The organism is Camelimonas sp. ID_303_24 (assembly GCF_053543495.1).
Genome location: NZ_JBLLJM010000002.1, coordinates 266,769 through 284,911, shown reverse-complemented (window position 1 = coordinate 284,911; position 18,143 = coordinate 266,769). Strand labels below are relative to the sequence as shown.

The 18,143-nt window shown below is 65.7% G+C and carries 11 protein-coding genes and 1 tRNA gene; 8 read left to right on the top strand and 4 right to left on the bottom strand.

The features are described from left to right. Nucleotides 1–71: 71 nt before the first annotated feature. From ACERNI_RS01770 to ACERNI_RS01750, 5 genes are all read left to right on the top strand, one after another. Nucleotides 72–731: a protein-L-isoaspartate O-methyltransferase family protein gene (locus tag ACERNI_RS01770; RefSeq protein ID WP_448831545.1), complete on the top strand. Its 660-nt coding sequence runs from the start codon at nt 72–74 to the stop codon at nt 729–731. Nucleotides 732–1,307: 576 nt separating this feature from the next. Beyond that, entirely contained in the window at nt 1,308–2,696 is a 1,389-nt protein-coding gene (locus ACERNI_RS01765) for a TolC family outer membrane protein (RefSeq protein WP_448831544.1), read from the top strand. A 550-nt stretch (nt 2,697–3,246) separates the two neighbouring features. After that, the gene (locus ACERNI_RS01760; protein WP_448831543.1) at nt 3,247–4,185 is read left to right on the top strand and encodes a PopZ family protein; all 939 of its coding nucleotides are present in this window, start codon (nt 3,247–3,249) and stop codon (nt 4,183–4,185) included. 238 nt (nt 4,186–4,423) lie between these two features. Beyond that, complete coding sequence (locus ACERNI_RS01755; protein ID WP_448831542.1) at nt 4,424–7,180, top strand: valine--tRNA ligase; 2,757 nt, start codon at nt 4,424–4,426, stop codon at nt 7,178–7,180. Nucleotides 7,181–7,894: 714 nt separating this feature from the next. After that, nucleotides 7,895–8,701 carry a tetratricopeptide repeat protein gene (locus ACERNI_RS01750; RefSeq protein ID WP_448831796.1) on the top strand — a complete coding sequence of 269 codons (807 nt, stop codon included), beginning with the start codon at nt 7,895–7,897 and terminating at the stop codon, nt 8,699–8,701. Between the two features lie 269 nt (nt 8,702–8,970). Here the strand turns inward: ACERNI_RS01750 and xth are convergent, their stop codons facing one another. Beyond that, nucleotides 8,971–9,768 (bottom strand): exodeoxyribonuclease III, encoded by a 798-nt coding sequence (xth, locus tag ACERNI_RS01745; RefSeq protein WP_448831541.1) that lies wholly within the window; start codon nt 9,766–9,768, stop codon nt 8,971–8,973. 337 nt (nt 9,769–10,105) lie between these two features. On the opposite strand from xth, the gene ACERNI_RS01740 reads away from it, so the two are divergent. Then, nucleotides 10,106–10,909, top strand: a complete 804-nt coding sequence (locus ACERNI_RS01740; protein WP_448831540.1) for a transglycosylase SLT domain-containing protein — start codon at nt 10,106–10,108, stop codon at nt 10,907–10,909. Nucleotides 10,910–11,275: 366 nt separating this feature from the next. Here the strand turns inward: ACERNI_RS01740 and ACERNI_RS01735 are convergent. Then, nucleotides 11,276–11,351, bottom strand: a tRNA-Lys gene (locus ACERNI_RS01735). A gap of 513 nt (nt 11,352–11,864) precedes the next feature. Here ACERNI_RS01735 and ACERNI_RS01730 point away from each other — a divergent pair. Further along, complete coding sequence (locus tag ACERNI_RS01730) at nt 11,865–12,356, top strand: hypothetical protein (protein WP_448831539.1); 492 nt, start codon at nt 11,865–11,867, stop codon at nt 12,354–12,356. Here ACERNI_RS01730 and mdoH read toward each other — a convergent pair. After that, complete coding sequence (mdoH, locus tag ACERNI_RS01725; protein WP_448831538.1) at nt 12,304–14,502, bottom strand: glucans biosynthesis glucosyltransferase MdoH; 2,199 nt, start codon at nt 14,500–14,502, stop codon at nt 12,304–12,306. The two genes, ACERNI_RS01730 and mdoH, sit on opposite strands and share 53 nt — an antisense overlap. Beyond that, entirely contained in the window at nt 14,478–16,025 is a 1,548-nt protein-coding gene (locus ACERNI_RS01720; protein ID WP_448831537.1) for a glucan biosynthesis protein, read from the bottom strand. The genes mdoH and ACERNI_RS01720 overlap by 25 nt, the downstream gene beginning before the upstream one ends. A gap of 592 nt (nt 16,026–16,617) precedes the next feature. On the opposite strand from ACERNI_RS01720, the gene glmU reads away from it, so the two are divergent. Beyond that, nucleotides 16,618–17,976, top strand: coding sequence for a bifunctional UDP-N-acetylglucosamine diphosphorylase/glucosamine-1-phosphate N-acetyltransferase GlmU (glmU, locus tag ACERNI_RS01715; protein ID WP_448831536.1), 1,359 nt, complete (start codon nt 16,618–16,620; stop codon nt 17,974–17,976). The last annotated feature ends 167 nt before the right edge of the window (nt 17,977–18,143 follow it).

The window sequence follows — 18,143 nt, the reverse complement described above, 5'->3', positions numbered from 1 at the left end:
TTATGTCGCCCGTCCGGCGGTTCCGGGATCCCGCGGCGGGACACCCACGTGAGACCCCGCCTGAGGGAGTCATGCAGGACTACGCCGCCGCACGCCGCACCATGGTTGATTGCCAGGTGCGCACGTTTGACGTCACCGACCTTTCCGTCATCGCCGCTTTCGACACGACGCCGCGCGAAATCTACGCGCCAGCCGGTCGCGAAGCCATGGCCTATGCGGATGTCGCCATTCCCCTCGACGACGCTCCCGGACGCGTCATGCTGCCGCCGCTGGTGCTGGCGCGAATGCTGCAGTCGTTCGGACCGCTTGATGGCCTGAAGGTGCTCGAGGTTGGGGCAGGGACCGGCTACGGCTCGGCGCTGCTGGCGCGCCTTGGCGCGCAGGTCACCGCGCTTGAAGCCGACGACGGCCTCGCCGCCGCTGCAAAGATCAATCTCGAACGCGACGGCGTTGCTGGCGTCCGCGTCGTCACCGGCCCCCTGGCCGGCGGCCATGCCGCCAATGGGCCCTATGACGCCATTTTGCTGAACGGCGGCTTCGAGGTGCTTCCGGAGGCCCTGCCGCAGCAGCTCGCCGATGGCGGCGCCCTGGTGGCGATTGAAGTCAACGGCGCGGCCAGCCGGATCATCGTCCTGCGCCGCGCTTCCGGCGTGAACAGCACGGCCGTGATCGTCAACGCCTGGGCGCCGGTGCTGGAAGGATTCGCCCGCAAACCCGAATTTACATTCTGACCAACGCCCACGCGCAGATGAAACAGGCCGGCGCAAGCCGGCCTTTTTTATTGGTTAAATCCAGCGCCCGTTACGTCTCCATCGCGCTTAAGCGACAGTTTGAGACGCCCTGATGTCATTTCGTTGGTTACTGTGGCCTTTCTGCACACAACAGGCGCGTGATTCCTTTCAATGTACGGAAATTGCAGCCGGATTGTCTGTAGTTCCTTGAAAAACTTATGCCGCACCGCAACTGGCGGCGGATGCGGGAAAGCGCTGCCGGCCGGCAGCCGTCGACAGGCGCCGAACTGCGACGCCGTTTTCCGAATCACGGCCGCAAATCGGCGTATGAATTTATGGTAAACCGCAAGGGCGGGCACTGGACAGGAGGGGGGCGTTTCGGCGACTGTCCGCTCCAGAGCCTGCATGGATTCGACCATGCCTGACGCCGGGGTTCGCCACGGCGCCGCATCAACAGGTTTCCGGCCCCAGGCCGGAGCGGTCGGTTCTTGCGCGGCGTTGCTTCCTCCGGGGGCTGCGTCTCCGGGTTCGCCGGCATACTATGGAGCGCTGTCTGCGCTCCGGTGAGGTAAGCAAGTGACGAAGAAGCGTGGTTTCCAGCGTTCCATCCTGTTCAGCACGGTGGCGGGCCTTGCGGTGGCGTTTGCTGCCGCGGCGTCGGCGGAAACCATGAATGGCGCTCTTGCCAAGGCCTATATGGGTAACCCCACGCTCAACTCCCAGCGCGCTTCATTGCGGGCGACTGACGAAGGCGTCGCCATCGCCAAGTCCGGCATGCGCCCGCGCGTCAACGCCAGTGGCAGCGTCGGCTACACCGCACGCAACTCCCAGGGCATGGGCGCGAGCAGCGGCAATGTGGACCTGTTTCCTGGCGCCGTCGGGGTGGGCGTAACCCAGCCGCTGTACGACGGCTTGCGGACGCTGAACTCCACGCGCGCCGCCGAGTCCCAGGTGTTTGGCCAACGTGAAGGTTTGCGCAACCAGGAGCAGAGCACGCTGCTGTCCGGCGCCACGGCCTATATGAACGTGCTGCGCGACACCGCGACGGTGAACCTGCAGCGCAACAACCTGGAAGTGCTGCAAGAACAGCTTCGCCAGACCCAGGACCGCTTCAACGTCGGCGAGGTGACGCGGACGGACGTCGCCCAGGCAGAAGCCGCTCTGGCCGGCGGCCGCTCCCAGCTCTCCGCCGCCGAGGCCAATCTGAAGGCGAGCATCGCCCAGTACCGTCAGGTGATTGGCGAGCAGCCGACGAAGCTCGCGCCTGGCAAATCGCTTGAGCCGTTCCTGCCCAAGAACCAGGTCGCCGCGGTCAACCTCGCCCTGCGCGAGCATCCGGCGATCGCTTCCGCCCTGCATAGCGCCGACGCAGCTGAGTTGCAGATCAAGGTGGCTGAGGGCGCGCTGCTGCCGCAGGTGGGCGTTTCCGCCAATGTGTCGCGCTCGTTCGACAACAACGTGCGTGGCGACGCCGTATCGTCGGCCAGCATCGTCGCCCAGCTGACCGTGCCGCTCTATGATGGCGGCCAGTATTACGCCCAGACCCGTCAGGCCAAGGAATTGGCCAGCCAGGCCAACATCAGCGTCGACATCTTCCGCGATCAGGTGCGGGCCGCCGTTGTGTCGAGCTGGAGCATGCTCGACGCGGCCCGGGCGCAGATCGAAGCCTCCACCGCCCAGGTCAAGGCCAACGAAATCGCCCTTGCCGGCGTGCGCGAAGAGGCCAAGGTTGGCCAGCGCACCACGCTGGACGTGTTGAACGCCCAGCAGGCCCTGCTGCAGTCCCGCGTGTTGCTGGTGACTGCGCAGCGCGACCGCGTTGTCGCATCCTACAATGTGATGGCCTCGATCGGCCGCCTGACCGCCCGTGACCTCAAGCTGCGCGTCACTGGCTATGACCCCAAGGTTCACTATGACCAGGTCAAGGACAAGTGGATCGGCCTGAGCACGCCGAGCGGCCGTTAATACCCCGGAGGCCCCTGCGGGCGGGCGGGTCGGTTCGTAGCGCTGGCCTTTTGTGGCGCAGGCCGCTTTCCCGGATGCGTCCGGGGCGCCAGGTCCACGCGGGGTTCTGGCGACAGGCGAGCTTAGGGCGATCGCTGTGCCTGTTCAGGTAGATGCGACCACGTTTCGGTGTGGAAGGGCGCAATGCCTGGGCGCCGCCCCTCTACCGTGGGCCGGGACGTTCCTTTATATTTTCTTAAGAATGTCATTCGGCGGCCGGTGACCGGATGGCGCCGGATCCTGGCGCCGGGCGCCGCTGGCGGGGTGGATCTTCTGGCCGTCATGCCGGACAAGGGGCATTGGCGGCTGGCGTTTTCACCCAGGCCTGTCTCCTGCCGGACCTGGTGGGCGGGCGTCGCGTGAACTCTGGTCCGCGCAACCTGGCCCGTACAAACCTGGTCGATACAACCTGGTCATGGCCTTGGTCATCAATTTGTGGAGGGGTCTTATGGGGTCGGGCGGGACTGAAGCGCATGCTGACGGTCTGACGACAAGGCGCGTTGATCCGGACATGGAGCAGATTCTGTCCTCCATCCGCAAGATCATATCCGACGACCAGAAAGCCCTGGGGTTGCCCATGGATGATGCGCCGGTGCGGCGAACCCCACGGCGCGCCAGTCCCCCACAAGCAGTGCGAGCGCCAGCGGAGGCGCCGCCGCCTGCGCGGGCGCCGCGGGCCGTTATCCGGCCAGCGCCCGCGCGGCCGGCGCCGGAAAGCGCTTATGGCTCCGGCCACGACGATGCTGACGACATCGACCTCAGCCTGCACCGTATGAGCGCGGGAGCGACGCGCATGGCCGATATCGACACCGGCCTGCCGCCGCGCGCCAGGCCGCCCGTCAGGCTTTCCGCCGCTCCGCCGGTTGACTACCGTCCGCCGGAGGCGCGCGAACAGGCTGAAGCCGGTCCGTCGCCTCTGGTGGACCAGCGCCTCGCCGACATCATCCGTCGCGCGGTCGCTGAGCAGGTCGAGGAAGTGACCCGGGCGACGCTGGGCGGACAATGGCCGGCCGCGACGACGCAGCCGTCTGAAACAGCCTGGCCGGATCCTGATCTGGACACGGAATTCCTGCATCAGGAAGAGGCGGAGCCGTCCCTCGCCTGGCCCGCGCCAGCCCGGCGCCCCATGGACCGGCGCATGGATATGACCGGGCCAGTCGCCACTGGCGCCGCCTCCCTGGCGTCGGTTCCGGTCGAGGCTCCGGCGATGCTTCATGCGCGGGAAGCCGTGGGCGTGCTCGTCACCCCGGCGACGGCGGCGCGCATTTCCGGCGCGTTCGATGCGTTGACCCAACGTGTGGCCGCCGAGCGCGCCCGCACAATGGAGGAGACGGTGACGGACATGCTGCGGCCGATGCTGGCCGGCTGGCTGGAAGCTCACCTGCCGGAAATCGTCGAGCGCCTGGTCGCCGAGCAGGTCAATCGCCTCAGCCGCAGCGAATTTGACTGAGCCCTGATTTTTCGCGCCGTCCAGCGGCGGGGCGCCGCTCCCCCCAGGTCGGCTCCCTCAAAGACGGCTCCACCAAGGCGGCTCCAGCAAGGCGACGGCCGTCGCCATGGTGCGACGCCGGATCAAAAAGTAGGAGCGTTTCCCCAAACCTGCGTTTATGGGAAACGCATCAGGTATCCGTAAAGCGTCAGATCCGGCTGCAGCCGGATGGCGCGAGCATTGATGGTAAAGTCGCGACATGGACAAGACATTTGAGCCTGCCGCCGTCGAGGCGCGTATTGCCGGCCTGTGGGAACAGGCGGGCGCTTTTCGCGCCGGCCGGCCGGAGCGGGCGGACGCGGAGCCGTATTGCATCGTCATTCCGCCGCCGAATGTCACCGGCTCGCTGCACATGGGCCATGCCCTCAACAATACCCTGCAAGACGTACTCTGCCGCTTTGAGCGCATGCGCGGCAAGGACGTGCTGTGGCAGCCCGGCATGGACCACGCCGGCATCGCCACCCAGATGGTGGTGGAGCGCCAGCTGGCCGAGCGCGGCGAGCCTGGACGCCGCGACCTCGGCCGCGAGGCGTTTCTGAAGAAGGTGTGGGAGTGGAAGGCCCAGTCCGGCTCCACCATCATCAACCAGCTCAAGCGCCTTGGCGCCTCCTGCGACTGGTCGCGCGAGCGCTTCACCATGGACGAGGGCCTGTCCCGCGCCGTCGTGAAGGTGTTCGTTGAACTGCACCGCCAGGGTTTCATCTATCGCGACAAGCGCCTGGTGAACTGGGATCCAAGGTTCCAGACCGCCATCTCCGACCTTGAGGTGATGCAGGTCGAGACAAAGGGCAATCTCTGGCATTTCCGCTATCCGCTCGCCGCCGAGCCGGAGCGCTTCATCACGGTCGCCACCACGCGCCCCGAAACCATGCTCGGCGACGTCGCCGTCGCCGTGAACCCGGACGACGAGCGCTACGCCGACCTGATCGGCCGCATGGTTGAGCTGCCGCTGGTCGGCCGTCTGATCCCGATCGTCGCCGACAGCTATTCGGATCCGGAAAAGGGCACTGGCGCGGTCAAGATCACTCCGGCCCACGATTTCAACGACTTCGAAGTCGGCCGCCGCCATGATCTGCGCCTCATCAATGTGTTCGATTCCGAAGGCCGGCTGGACCTGAAGCACAACGCCGCGTTCCTTGAGGAAGCAGAGGGCGACGACCTCGACGCCACTCTGGCGCTGCACGGCCAGGACCGGTTCGAGGCCCGCAAGGCCATCGTCGCCATGATGGATGCGCGCGGCCTGCTGGCCGCCATCGAGCCGCACGTCCATATGGTGCCGCACGGCGACCGCTCCGGCGTGGTGATCGAGCCGTTCCTGACCGACCAGTGGTACGTCAACGTCAAGCCGCTGGCCGAGCGCGCACTGGACAAGGTGCGAGAAGGGGAAACCCGTTTTATTCCAGGGAATTGGGAGAAAACCTTCTTCCAGTGGCTTGAGAACATCGAGCCGTGGTGCATCTCCCGCCAGCTCTGGTGGGGACACCAGATTCCAGCCTGGTACACGCCTGACGGCGAAGTCTACGTTGGCGAAAGCTTTGAGGACGTGCTGCCGGCGGCCCTGGCGGCGGCGGTGGAGCGCGGCGTGCTCGATCCGGCCCAGGCCGAGGCGTGGGCGGCTGATCCGGCAGCCGCCGCCGGGTTCCTGGTGCGCGACGAGGACGTGCTCGACACCTGGTTCTCGTCTGGCCTGTGGCCATTCTCGACGTTGGGCTGGCCGGATGACACGGCGGAGCTGAAGCGGTTCTATCCGACGACCACCCTGGTCACTGGCTTCGACATCATCTTCTTCTGGGTCGCCCGGATGATGATGCTTGGTCTTTTCGCCACCGACGAGGTTCCGTTCCGCCACGTCTATCTGCATGCGCTCGTCCGCGACGAGAAGGGCGCGAAGATGTCGAAGTCCAAGGGCAACGTCATCGATCCGCTCGAACTGATGGACCGTTTCGGCACGGACGCCCTGCGCTTCACCCTGGCCGCCATGGCGGCCCAGGGCCGCGACATCAAGCTCTCCACCCAGCGGGTGGAAGGCTATCGCAACTTCGCCAGCAAGCTCTGGAACGCCGCCCGCTTCGCCGAGATGAACGGCTGCGTCCGCGACGCCGCCTTCCGGCCGGACAGCGTGCGCGAGCCACTGAATCTCTGGGTGCTGGGCGAGGCCGGCAAGGCGATCAACGAGGTGACGCTGGCGCTGGAGGCGTTCCGCTTCAACGACGCCGCCAACGCCGCCTACCGCTTTGTCTGGAACGTGTTCTGTGACTGGTATCTGGAGCTGGCCAAGCCAGTGCTCCAGGGCGCAGACGGCCCGGCGAAGCAGGAAGTGCGGGCGGTCGTCAGCTATGTGCTCGACCAGATCTGCAAGATCCTGCACCCGTTCATGCCGTTCCTCACCGAGGAGCTGTGGGGCGTGACGGCGGATGCGGCCGGCGGCCGCGATGGCGTGCTGGCGCTGGCCCCGTGGCCGGTGGACCCGGCGGTGAATGCGACCGCGGCAGAATCGGAGCTTGGCTGGGTTGTCGAACTGATCTCCGGCATCCGTTCCGCACGTTCGGAAACCAACGTTCCGGCAGGCGCGCAGATTCCCCTCGTGCTGGTCGGCGCGTCAGACGCCACCCGCGGCGCCGTTGGCGTCTGGGGCGACACCATCCGCCGTCTGGCCCGCGTTTCAGAGATCAGCTTCGCCGACGCCGTCTCCGGTCGCGCCATCCAGTTGCTGGTGCGTGGCGAAACCGCCGCGCTGCCGCTGGAAGGCGTCATCGACTTCGACGCCGAACGGGCGCGCCTGACCAAGGAAATCGACAAGCTTGCCGGTGAGATCCGCAAGATCGAGGGCAAGCTCTCCAACGCCGATTTTCTGGCGCGCGCGCCGGAAGAGGTGGTGGAGGAACAGAAGGAGCGTCTGGCCGAAGCCGCGGAGCGTCGGGTTCGCCTTGCGGAGGCACTGGCGCGCCTCACCTGAGGTCAGTATCACCGTCAGCATATTTCAGGCCTCCGGTTCGCCGGGGGCCTTTTTTGTTGCGCTCCGTTTTGTTGCGCGCCGGGCGCTTCAAAGCCGCCGAATGACGGATCCGCCGCCGTAGCGATGTGCCCTTTATACAACGTGCATCCGGAACCTGCGCATGCCCGCACTTCGGCAAACCGGCGCCCCCAAGCCGCCATAAATGAATCAGAAGAATACACCACCTGCAAGAACATGATTGTGCTTGGTTTTTTGCAGATGGATTCCAGCAGGAACCAACAGATGCGCGTTATGTCGCCGAATTGGCAAGCTGCATACGCTGTGTATTGTGATCCTGCCGGGTCGGTCGCGCAGATTGGCTGCTGACGCCAGGGTGGCTGGTGTTGATTGGGTGGTTTGGGTCGGGACGCAATGACAGGACCTTGCGTCCGCGTGCCGGCGCAACCCGCTGTTGATGAAGATCTGGCATGTTGCGACCACGCGGCATGCCCGGGCAGGGCGCAACGGCGCCTGCATCATTTCGTGCGGCGCACATGCGCCGGGGTGTGAGACATGGCCGTTTCTGACTACTGTCATATCATTTGTCTTGGAACGGCCCTTTTGCTCGGCGGCCAGGCGCTTGCCGCCGATATCCCGCCCCCTGGCGCTCCCGCGCCGCTCGCCATCGCCAATCTGGGCCAGGCCAGTGACGACAGCGGTCCCGATGCGGATCGCATCGCCCCAGGCGCCAGGCCATTTGCCGGCGGCGCCCTGGCGTCGCCGTTCGCCGCCGCAGCTTCCGGCGCGGCCCCAGGCGGCCCTGTGGTGAAGTTTCGCTCCGAGCGGGACGCCTTCCGCACCGGCATCCGCGACTATTATTCCGGCGACAAGGCCAGCGCCGTGCAGGCGCTGGAATACGCGGCGACGCGCGGGCATTCGCCGGCGCAATGGAAACTCGGCCGGATGTACGCCGAAGGCGACGGCGTGCCCCACGACGATCTGAAGGCCTTCGAGTACTTCTCCAGGGTTGTTGAGGGTTCCGAGGACAATTCGCGACGGGCCGTGGCGCGTTTTGTCTCCAGCGCCTATGTCGCGCTTGGCGGCTATTATCTGGACGGAATCGCTGGCTCCTACGTGCAGAAGGACGAGCGCCGGGCCCGGGAAATGTTCCATCACGCCGCCAGCTACTATGGCGACCCCGACGCCCAGTACAATCTCGCCCGCCTGTGCCTCGCCGGCCAGGGCGGCGCCCGCGATGCCCAGCTGGCCGCCCGCTGGCTACATCTGGCCGCGGAAAAAAACCACGCGCCGTCGCAGGCGCTGCTGGGCCATCTGCTGCTCACCGGCCAGGGCAACGTCACGCGGCAAACCTCGCGCGGCCTGATGTGGCTGACCATCGCCCGCAATGGCGCCGACCCGCAAAAAGACGCCTGGATCATCGAGATGTATGACCAGGCCATCGCCCTTGCCCCCGAGCGGGATCGCGACGCCGCCCAGGCCACGGCCCAGGCCTATATCGAACAGCGCGGCGGCAAGAACTGACAACCGCCCGGTTGCCAGGCCCCATTTTCTGAAACAGCTCCGGACATGAAGGCGTGGGACGCGGCAATCCCGGCGCACGATGGTTTTCGTCCCGTCAGGGCGTCGGAACAGCGGAGGCGGGCGCAGGGCCTTCCATCGCTCCCACAAGCCGCCATCGGGCGCGGCCCCCGGAGCAGTTTCCCACCTGCATTGATCCGGGATTGCTCCAGTTTCCCCGGTTTTGAGCGGATTCTGATCGACCAGACGACCCCGTCCGGCCGGAAAGCGCTCTACGCCGGGCGGGGCGCGATCTCCAGATCAACCGACAATGGCGCATGGTCCGATGGCTTTTGCCAGGCCCGGGTTTCCTTGTGGATGGTGGCGTCGCGCAGCAGGTCGGCGGCCCGGGGCGTCAGCAGGGCATGGTCAATGCGGATGCCGAAATCGCGCTGGAAAGCTCCCGCCTGATAGTCCCAGAATGTATAAAGGCCGGCGCTGTCGTTACAGGCGCGCAGGGCGTCCGTCAGGCCGAGGTTCTGGAATCCCTGATAGAGCGCGCGGCTTTCCGGCTGGAACAGGGCGTCGCCAGTCCACGCCGCCGGATCCCTGGCGTCGCGCGGCTCGGGAATGACATTGTAGTCGCCAGCGAAAACCGCGATCTCCTCGGCGGCGACAGAGGCCGCCATATGACGCCGCAGCCGCTCCATCCACGCCAGCTTGTATGGGAATTTCTCCGTGCCCAAGGGATTGCCGTTGGGCAGATAGATCGACGCCACCCGCACGGCCCCGCCATTCACGGAAATCACCGCCTCGATGTAGCGCGCCTGAACGTCGCTTTCGTCTCCGGGCAGACCGCGACGCACATCCTCCAGCGGAAACCGTGAGAGCAGGGCGACGCCGTTGAAGGTCTTCTGGCCATGCACCGCCACGTTGTAGCCCAGGGCCTCGATGCGCGCCGCCGGAAACGCCTCGTCCATGCATTTGATTTCCTGGAGGCAGAGCACGTCAGGAGCCGCCGTTTGCAGAAACTGCTCCAGGTGGTCCAGGCGCTGCCGGACAGAATTCACGTTCCAGGTGGTGATGCGCATCGTTCTCTCCCCGCGCCTGGGATAGCGGCGGCTGATTCCCGAGGCCACACATTAAAGCAGTGGGCCGAAAAAGGGGCCGGCTTCCGGCAAATTGCCCGGCCTGGGGATAGCGCCTGTCGCCATTGCGCCCGAAAATTCTTCCAGCCAGGAAGTAAAATCATGTAATCAAGAAATTGCCATAATTTTATAACTATATTCACCGTCGTATATTAGGAATAATTTCTTGAAAGGAAATATTGTGAAAATTCTCAACCGACGTATTCCCGGATATGACGCCGTCAGGCGCGTCATGTCCGGGGTTCCTTTTGGCATGACATCCGTCCTGGCCGGATTTACCTTGTCAGCGATCATGATCCCCGCGTCGACCCGGGCGGTCACGCCGGCGCTGATCCCGATTCCGGCCGAAGAGCGCATGGCGCCTCTGACGGTTCTGCGCGAAATTTGCAAGCCGGAGACCATCAGTTCTGGCAACCTGAACCTTCCGGCCAACGTGGCCATGAGCATCGTCAAGGCCAGCGCCGGCACGGGCGTGGACCTGAAGTTGCTGATTGCTGTCGCTCACCGGGAGTCAGCGTTCAAACCAGAAGCCAGGGCGCGCACGTCGAGCGCGACGGGCCTGTATCAGTTTATCGACAGCACCTGGCTTGCCGCCGTGCGCGAGTTTGGCGCCAGACATGGCCTGGCGCGTGAAGCCGCCATGATCAGCCCGGCGGGTGAAGTGGGGAACGGCGCGCGCCGCGCCTGTATCCTCGGGTTGCGCAAGAATCCTGATTTCGCCGCCGCCATGGCCGCCGAAATGCTGAAGCGGGACGCCGGCTACCTGAAAGCCAGCCTGGAGCGCGAGGCAACCGACACGGACCTGTACGCCGCGCACTTTCTTGGCGTGCAGAAGGCGGCGAAACTCGCCACCCTGGCCACAGCGAAGCCCCAGGCGCCGGCGGCGCGGGTGTTTCCCCGCGCGGCAAAAGCCAACCGCTCGATCTTTTACCAGGGCAAGGGCCGGAAAGTGACAAGCCGCACCGTCCGGAGCGTCTACGACCGGCTGGCGTTGCCCTATGCCGAAGAGGCAGAGCAGGTCGCGCGCAAGGCGCGCCAGATTTTCGGCGAGGCGCACGTTCCGCAATCCACCAGCGCCGGCTAACGGCAAGCCCTGCGAGAATGGCAGCTTCCGGCTTTCCGGAAGCCGCGCTCTCCGAAGGCATATATCACGCCCCGGCTGAAGGCAGGCCGGGGCGTTTTTATGGGCGCCAGATGGCCGGACGAAAGGTCCGGTTGCGGCACTGGCCGATGGCGACGGGCAGCGGATGGGAAAGGCGTTAAAGCCTGATGCGGATGGCGGCGCGCGCGACAAGAACGCCCACCGGATCACCAGCGCCGCAATGCAAAAGCGCGAAAACAGATGGGCTGAAATCGGCTGGTCGGCGGATGGGAGAAAAGGGGTTTTTAAACCAGACGCCACTTTCAGGATGTGCAGCAGCCGGAGAAACCTGCAACATCATGGCGTTGGTGGTGAGCGCGCAGGGATTCGAACCCTGGACCTACTGATTAAAAGTCAGTTGCTCTACCGGCTGAGCTACGCGCTCTCACGATCGCGGTGATATGCGCAGATAGCGTTGCGGTCAACCGCCCAGCGGCGCAGTCCCCAACCAATACGGGCAAATCCATGCCGCCGGGGACAGTCAGACGGTTGGCGGGCAGCCCGCTTACCGTAATGGGTTTTCCGCGCCCTGGCGATGCTGGTTAACATCTGGCCGGGGCAGCCCGACGGGGCGACGGGGCGACATTCGCTGGCGCATGTCGCCAAACAGCGCGTCGTCAAACGACTTCGACGGCGCGAAGTGCGGGTCGAACGCCGGAACGGCGGGGCGCCGGTCGGGGCGGGGAAAAGCGCGGAGATCATTGCTCATGACATCTGGTTATCGCCGCGTCGGCAAACGAAGCGTAAACCGCCCTGTCACGGGGGCGTGAGGCGCAAGACGCCCGGCGATCTTCCCGCAACCATGGTTAGCAGAGGCTTTCGCCCGCCGGAGCGGTCGCAAACGAAAGCCCCGCCGGTGGGGCGGGGCTGAAGCTGATCACCAGCGGCGGTGATGGTGATGATGGCCGTGGTGATGGCCGCGCGCGTGCGGCGGCGGGCCATAATGGCGGTGATGATGGCGCGGCGGCCGGTGGTAGTGGCGATGATGCGGCGGCGGCCGGTGATAATGGCGGCGGTGATGGTGGTGATGGTGGTACTGCGCCTGCGCGACCGGCAGACCAATGCCGGACGCCACAACAGAACCAACCGGCGCGGGCGCGGCCTGGGCGGCGCCAAGGCCCATGGCGAGCGCCGCTCCAAAGATTGCTCCGAATATCGCTTTCATACTTTGCTCCAGCTGCAGCCTGGCGCGACCAGGCGCATGGCGCTCAGGTCCGCCCAGCCTGTGGGTCTGGTTGCATTCGACTCAAATGCAATGGCCAGGGTGGCGGGGCGCGGCGCCAATTCCATGGCGCCCCGCGCAATTGTTCAGGCAGCGCGCAATGCCGTGCGCCGCTTCATGCAGCCGGCTTCAGCCGCTCCAGTTTGGCCAGTAGCAGGGGGTCGTTGAGCACGGCGATGCGTTCGCGCTGCGACAGCCAGCTGCGCGCGTCGGCCACGGTCTCGGCATCCGCCAGCTTGGCTTCGGCCAGCACCTGCTCGGGATCAACCTGGCCGCGTTTGCGAACCGGACGGGGCGGCAGCATGGCGATATGAGCCTGGCGGAACTCCGGCGCGCGGCGCATGACGTCAAAGGCGTCGTCTTCGTCAAAGCCGCGCGCCGCGAAGGTTTCCTGTAGCCCGTTGGCGCGGGTCACAACTGGCGGCGGCGCGACCTCTTCCGGCGTCAGCAACAGGCCGATGCGCTTCAGGAACAGGCCGATGGACTTTTTGCCGCTCATCCACGAGATCGGGATCGCCAGCAACAGGCCGACAATGGTCGGCGACATCCACAGGGCCAGCGAGGTGGCGATCAGGAAGGCGGTGAGGCCGGCAATCACGCCAAGCGCCATATGCTGCCAGTGCCGCCTGACGATGTCGCCGAAAGCAATGGAGCCATCGTCGCGCCGCTGCGGGTTCCAGCCGGTGTCGCGGCCAAACAGTATCTGCATCACGGCGCCGGACTGGATCACCATCATGATGGGGGCGAGCAGGGCGGACATGATGGTCTCGAACAGGGTCGAGATGATGATGCGGATGGCGCCGCCGCCGTCGCGGCGGTCCTGGCCATTGATGAGGGTCAGGATGAGGCCGAAGAGTTTCGGCGCCAGCAGAATCGCCATGGTCAGCACGAACAGCGCCAGGGCGCGCTCGGGGTCGAAGCGCGGCCAGGCGGGAAACAGCGAGAATTCCTGACTGAAATACTCAGGCCGCACATAGCGGCTCTGCAGCACCAGGATGATGCCGATGACCAGCTGCAGCAGCCACAACGGCGAGGCCAGATATGAGAAGATGCCGGTGGCGAAGTGTTGCCGCGTCGCCCATTTCAGCCCGGCCGAGCCAATGACGCGGGCGTGCTGCAGATTGCCCTGGCACCAGCGGCGGTCGCGGGTCGCCAGGTCGATCAGCGACGGCGGGCTTTCCTCATAGCTGCCGCCGAGGTGCGGCAGCATGTAGACGGTCCAGCCGGCGCGGCGGATCAGCGCCGCCTCGACAAAGTCGTGGCTGAGGATATGGCCGCCGAAAGGCGGCTTTCCGGAAAGGTCGGGCAGGCCACAATGGGCGGCGAAGGCCCGGGTGCGGATAATGGCGTTGTGGCCCCAGTAATTGCCGTCCTTGCCCATCCACACCGACAGGCCGGTGGCGATGACCGGGCCGTAGACCCGGGCGGCGAACTGCTGCAGCCGCGCGAACAGGGTATTGCGATTGATGATCAGAGGCAGGGTCTGGATGATGCCCGAATCCGGATCTGCCTCCATCGCCGCAGCAAGGCGGACGATGCAATCGCCGGTCATCAGGCTGTCGGCGTCCAGCACCAGCATGTGGTCGTAGGCGCCGCCCCAGCGGGTCACGAAATCTGCGATATTGCCAGCCTTGCGGTGGGTATTCTTCTGCCGGCGGCGGTAATAGAGCCGCGCGCCGGGGCCCATCTGCTCTCGCAGGGCGAGAAACGCCCGCTCCTCGGCGACCCAGACATCCGGGTTGGTCGTGTCCGACAGGATGAAATAATCGAAGGCGTCGCCGCGGCCGGTCGCCTCGATGCTCTCGCGCATCGAGAACAGAGCGGCGAAGGTGCGGGATGTTTCCTCGTTATAGACCGGCATCACAACTGCGGTGCGGGTGGTCAGCCCGCTGACCGGGGCCAACGCCTTGCGCGAGCGAAACAGCAGGGCGACGAAGCCGACGACGGCGCTGGTGAAGGCGATGGCGATCCAGGAAAAATTGATGGTGAACAGCGCCAGCAACGCCCATTGCAGCCAGGTCGTGCGGCTGACCGACACCACCTCATACATCTCGCGCGCGCCATACAGCGTCAGGGCGAGCGCGCCAATGAACACCACGAAGCGGGCAACCCACCCCCCAGCGCCAGGGCCAACCCCGCGCACGGAGCGGCGCCCATCGCGTCGCCGCCAGCGGCGCAGGGATTGCGTCGGCATCTCCAGCCGGTTTTCCGGCGGCAACGCGCCGGGCGCGCCTGGATCCCGCAACTGGTCAGCCGGCGCCAGCGAGGCCGCGTTTTCTTCAAAAGTTTCTACGCGGTCCATCTGTACAGCCATGTCTCACTCAAAGGCTTGCCTGCCGCCTCAAGCACGAGACGCAGTTCGGCGAGCGGCTCATCACCCGGATCAAGCTCAAAAGCCACCCGCATCACCTTGCGCTCGGGGTAGGGCCACAACTTCAGGTTCGTGATTGTCGCGCCCTTGCCGGCGCCAAGCGCCGGCTTCAGCTCCGCCAGCCGGCCGGGATCGGCCAGGGCGTCGCCGACGAATTCCACCAGAAACCGGCGCCGGCGACCGCCGCGCCCCTTGCCGGTGCGGGTCAGGCTGACGCGCGCCAGCGGCGGCGGCTCCGGAATGCTCCAGCACCAGTATTGCCGGTAGGCGTAGGTCGCTTCAGCGCCAGCCGCCAGCGGCGCCTTTGGCCGCCAGTAGGCGATGATGTTGTCATTGACGTCCGACTCGGTCGGAATTTCGATCAGTTGCACCGAGCCCTCGCCCCAGTCCGACAGGGGCTCCACCCAGACGCTGGGACGCCGGTCGAAACGCTGGCTGTCGTCCTGGAAAGCGGCGAAGCTGCGCTCGCGCTGCAGCAACCCAAATCCCTTCGGGTTGGAATCGACAAACGCCGACACCTGCAACTGCTGCGGGTTGACCACAGGCCGCCACAGCCATTCGCCGCGGCCGTTGCTGACCTGCAGGCCGTTGAGCTCGAACACCGCCGCGCGCACGTCATCCACATTACGCTGGCTGGCCGGCCCAAACAGGAAGGTGCCCGCATGGCCGCCCCAGCCCACGTGGTCAATGGCGACGCGGGTGAACATGGTGACCTCGACGTCGACAATGGTCATGTCGCCGGGGCGCACCGTATATCTGACGGCGGCCGTGACGCTTTCGGATTCAAGCAAAGCGTGAATCACCAGCGTCTCAGCGGCCAGCGCCGGCTGCTCAAGCCAGAAGGCGCGGAAGACCGGGATCTCCTCACCCTTGATCTCGCCAGGCCGCAGGGTCAGCGTGCGCGCCACCGTCCCGAGATTCTGCCCCCGCGCCATGGCGCGATAGAAGGTGGCGCCCTGAAAAATCGCCATCTGGACCGGGCGCTCGTCGTTGCCGGCAAAAATCCGGAAACCAGAAAACCCGATATCCTTGCCATCGGGAGGCGCCGGCAACGCGCCGAAATCATAATTCGCTGATTTGTAAGGCGCCCGCTGCACCTGACCATCCGCGACCACGTAGAGCACCACGTGATCCTTGAACAGGGCGCCGCGCGGCAGGGGCTCGACGACAAAACCACGCTGCTGGCCCGACCACAGCAGGCCTTCGGGCCTGGCGCGAATGCCGACATACTGGTCATAAGTCAGGTTTGCGAGTTGGTCAGGCAGATCGAGTGGCGGCGGGGTGAAGGGCCGCATGGCCAGTTGCCGGGCCAGATCAACCACATGACCTGGCTCGAAGCTTCCCTCAGCATCGCCGCCCCCCGCACGCGGACGGCTGGCGTCCGCCGTCTGGGCGTCGCTGCCCCGGGACGACGCCGCGAGCGCTGCGATTGCGCCAGACCACATCAGTTGCCTGCGGTTGATCATGCTCATCATGAACCAGCGTTAAAGCGCCGCGCCGCCCGGTTGAGGCGCGGACAAGGAAAATTATGACTTATCGCCAGCTTCTTGCAATGGACATAGGTCATGGCGGCAAAGCTGCGCACCACAGCGGACCATGCGGCGAAAAGCGGCGGTTTCAAGACGGGAAACCAGATAGAATCCCATGGTTTACCTGAAGCAGCTCTGTCACAGGCCCATGTTCGATAAAAGGCCCCTGCGGGAAATACCGTGACGGCGAACTGGTTTGTCCCCATTCCGCGCCCCCATGCGCCAATCACCGCCGGCTTTCACCTTTGCGTCCGCAGGATAAAATCTGGCGCCTGCGGGAGACCTCCGGCGATACGCGGCGGATAACTGATGATTTTCGTAACGGGAATCATGATTTATTAGTGGGGATGGCGTCAGGCCCCAGGAAGGCCGCCGCCGCCGACGCCGTCGGGGATGGGCCATTCCCACCCGCACATCGCCGGACGCCCGCCGCGGGAGCTTCCCAGGCAGGCGGACAATTGTTGTGACGCTTCTTCCTGGCGAACGGTATACCCCTCGCCACAGCCTGTTACCGGAGCATCGCCCGTACATGACCGCGTCCCACGCCGGCGCCCCGTTCCGCGCCATTGTTCTCGCCGCCGGCGAGGGCACCCGCATGCAATCATCGCTCCCCAAGGTGCTGCATCGCATTGCCGGCCGCTCGATGGTTTCCCACGTGCTGCATGCGCTGGAGGCCGCCGGAGCCCGCGATGTCGTCGCCGTGATTGGGCCCGATCGGGCAGACGTGGCGGATGAGGTTCGCAAGGTTGCGCCGGGCGCCGCGCTGCGCGAACAGCGCGACCGGCTCGGCACGGCCCATGCGGTGTTGGCGGCGCGCGCGGATATCGCAGCGGACAACGCTGACATCGTTGTGGCGTTTGGCGATACGCCGCTGATCCAGCCGGAAACCCTGGCGCGCCTGCATGGCCTGCTCGGCGGCAATGTCGCCGTGGCGGTGCTGGGCTTCGAGGCCGCCAACCCCTTCGGCTATGGCCGCCTTGTTCGCCATGGCGATGATCTGGCGGCCATCCGCGAGGAGAAGGACGCCGACGAGGCCGAGCGCGCCATCACCCTGTGCAACGCCGGCCTGATGGCGTTGTCCGGCGCCCACGCCCTCAGCATTCTCGAACGCATCGAGCCGAACAACGCCAAGGGCGAATTCTATCTCACCGACGCTGTCGATATCGCCCGCGGCCTGGGCCTGCGGGCGGCCGTGACCGTTGCGCCGGAATCCGAGGTGATGGGCGTCAACGACCGCGCCCAGCTCGCCGTGGCGGAAGCGGAAATCCAGCGACGGCTCCGGCGCGCCGCCATGCTCGGCGGCGCCACCTTGCAGGATCCGGACAGCGTCTATTTCAGCGCCGACACGCGGCTCGGCCGCGACGTCACCGTGGAGCCGCATGTGGTGTTCGGCCCTGGCGTCACGGTGGAGGCGGGCGCTGTCATCCACGCCTTCTCGCATCTGGAAGGCGCCATCGTCCGCGAAGGCGCCGACATCGGCCCCTACGCCCGGCTCCGCCCTGGCGCCGATGTGGGCGCGAAAGCCCGCGTCGGCAATTTCGTCGAACTCAAGAACACGGTGATGGGCGCTGGCGCCAAGGCCAACCATCTGGCGTATCTGGGCGACGGCGTGGTCGGCGAGGGCGCCAACATCGGCGCCGGCACGATCTTCTGCAACTATGACGGCTTCGGGAAAGCAAAAACCGTGGTCGGCAAGGGCGCGTTCGTCGGCTCAAACTCATCTCTCGTGGCCCCGGTGACCCTGGGCGACGGCGCCTATATCGGCACGGGCTCGGTCATCACCGCCGATGTGCCGCCGGACGCCCTGGCGATCGCCCGGGGACGCCAGGTCGAAAAGCCTGGCTGGGCCGCCGGGTTCCGGGCCAAAAACGCCGGCCGCAAAAAGTAGACGACCGGCCATCGGCCGGGGGCTTTTGACCCAACGTCATAATCCGTCACGTTTTTTGATTTGTCTGACGCCGCCGTTTCCTCCAGGCATCGCAACTTCGGCGCGTCTGGCGCCCGTCCTGCATTTGCATTCCGGTTCGTCCGGTCGTCGCGAACGACGGCTTCGAA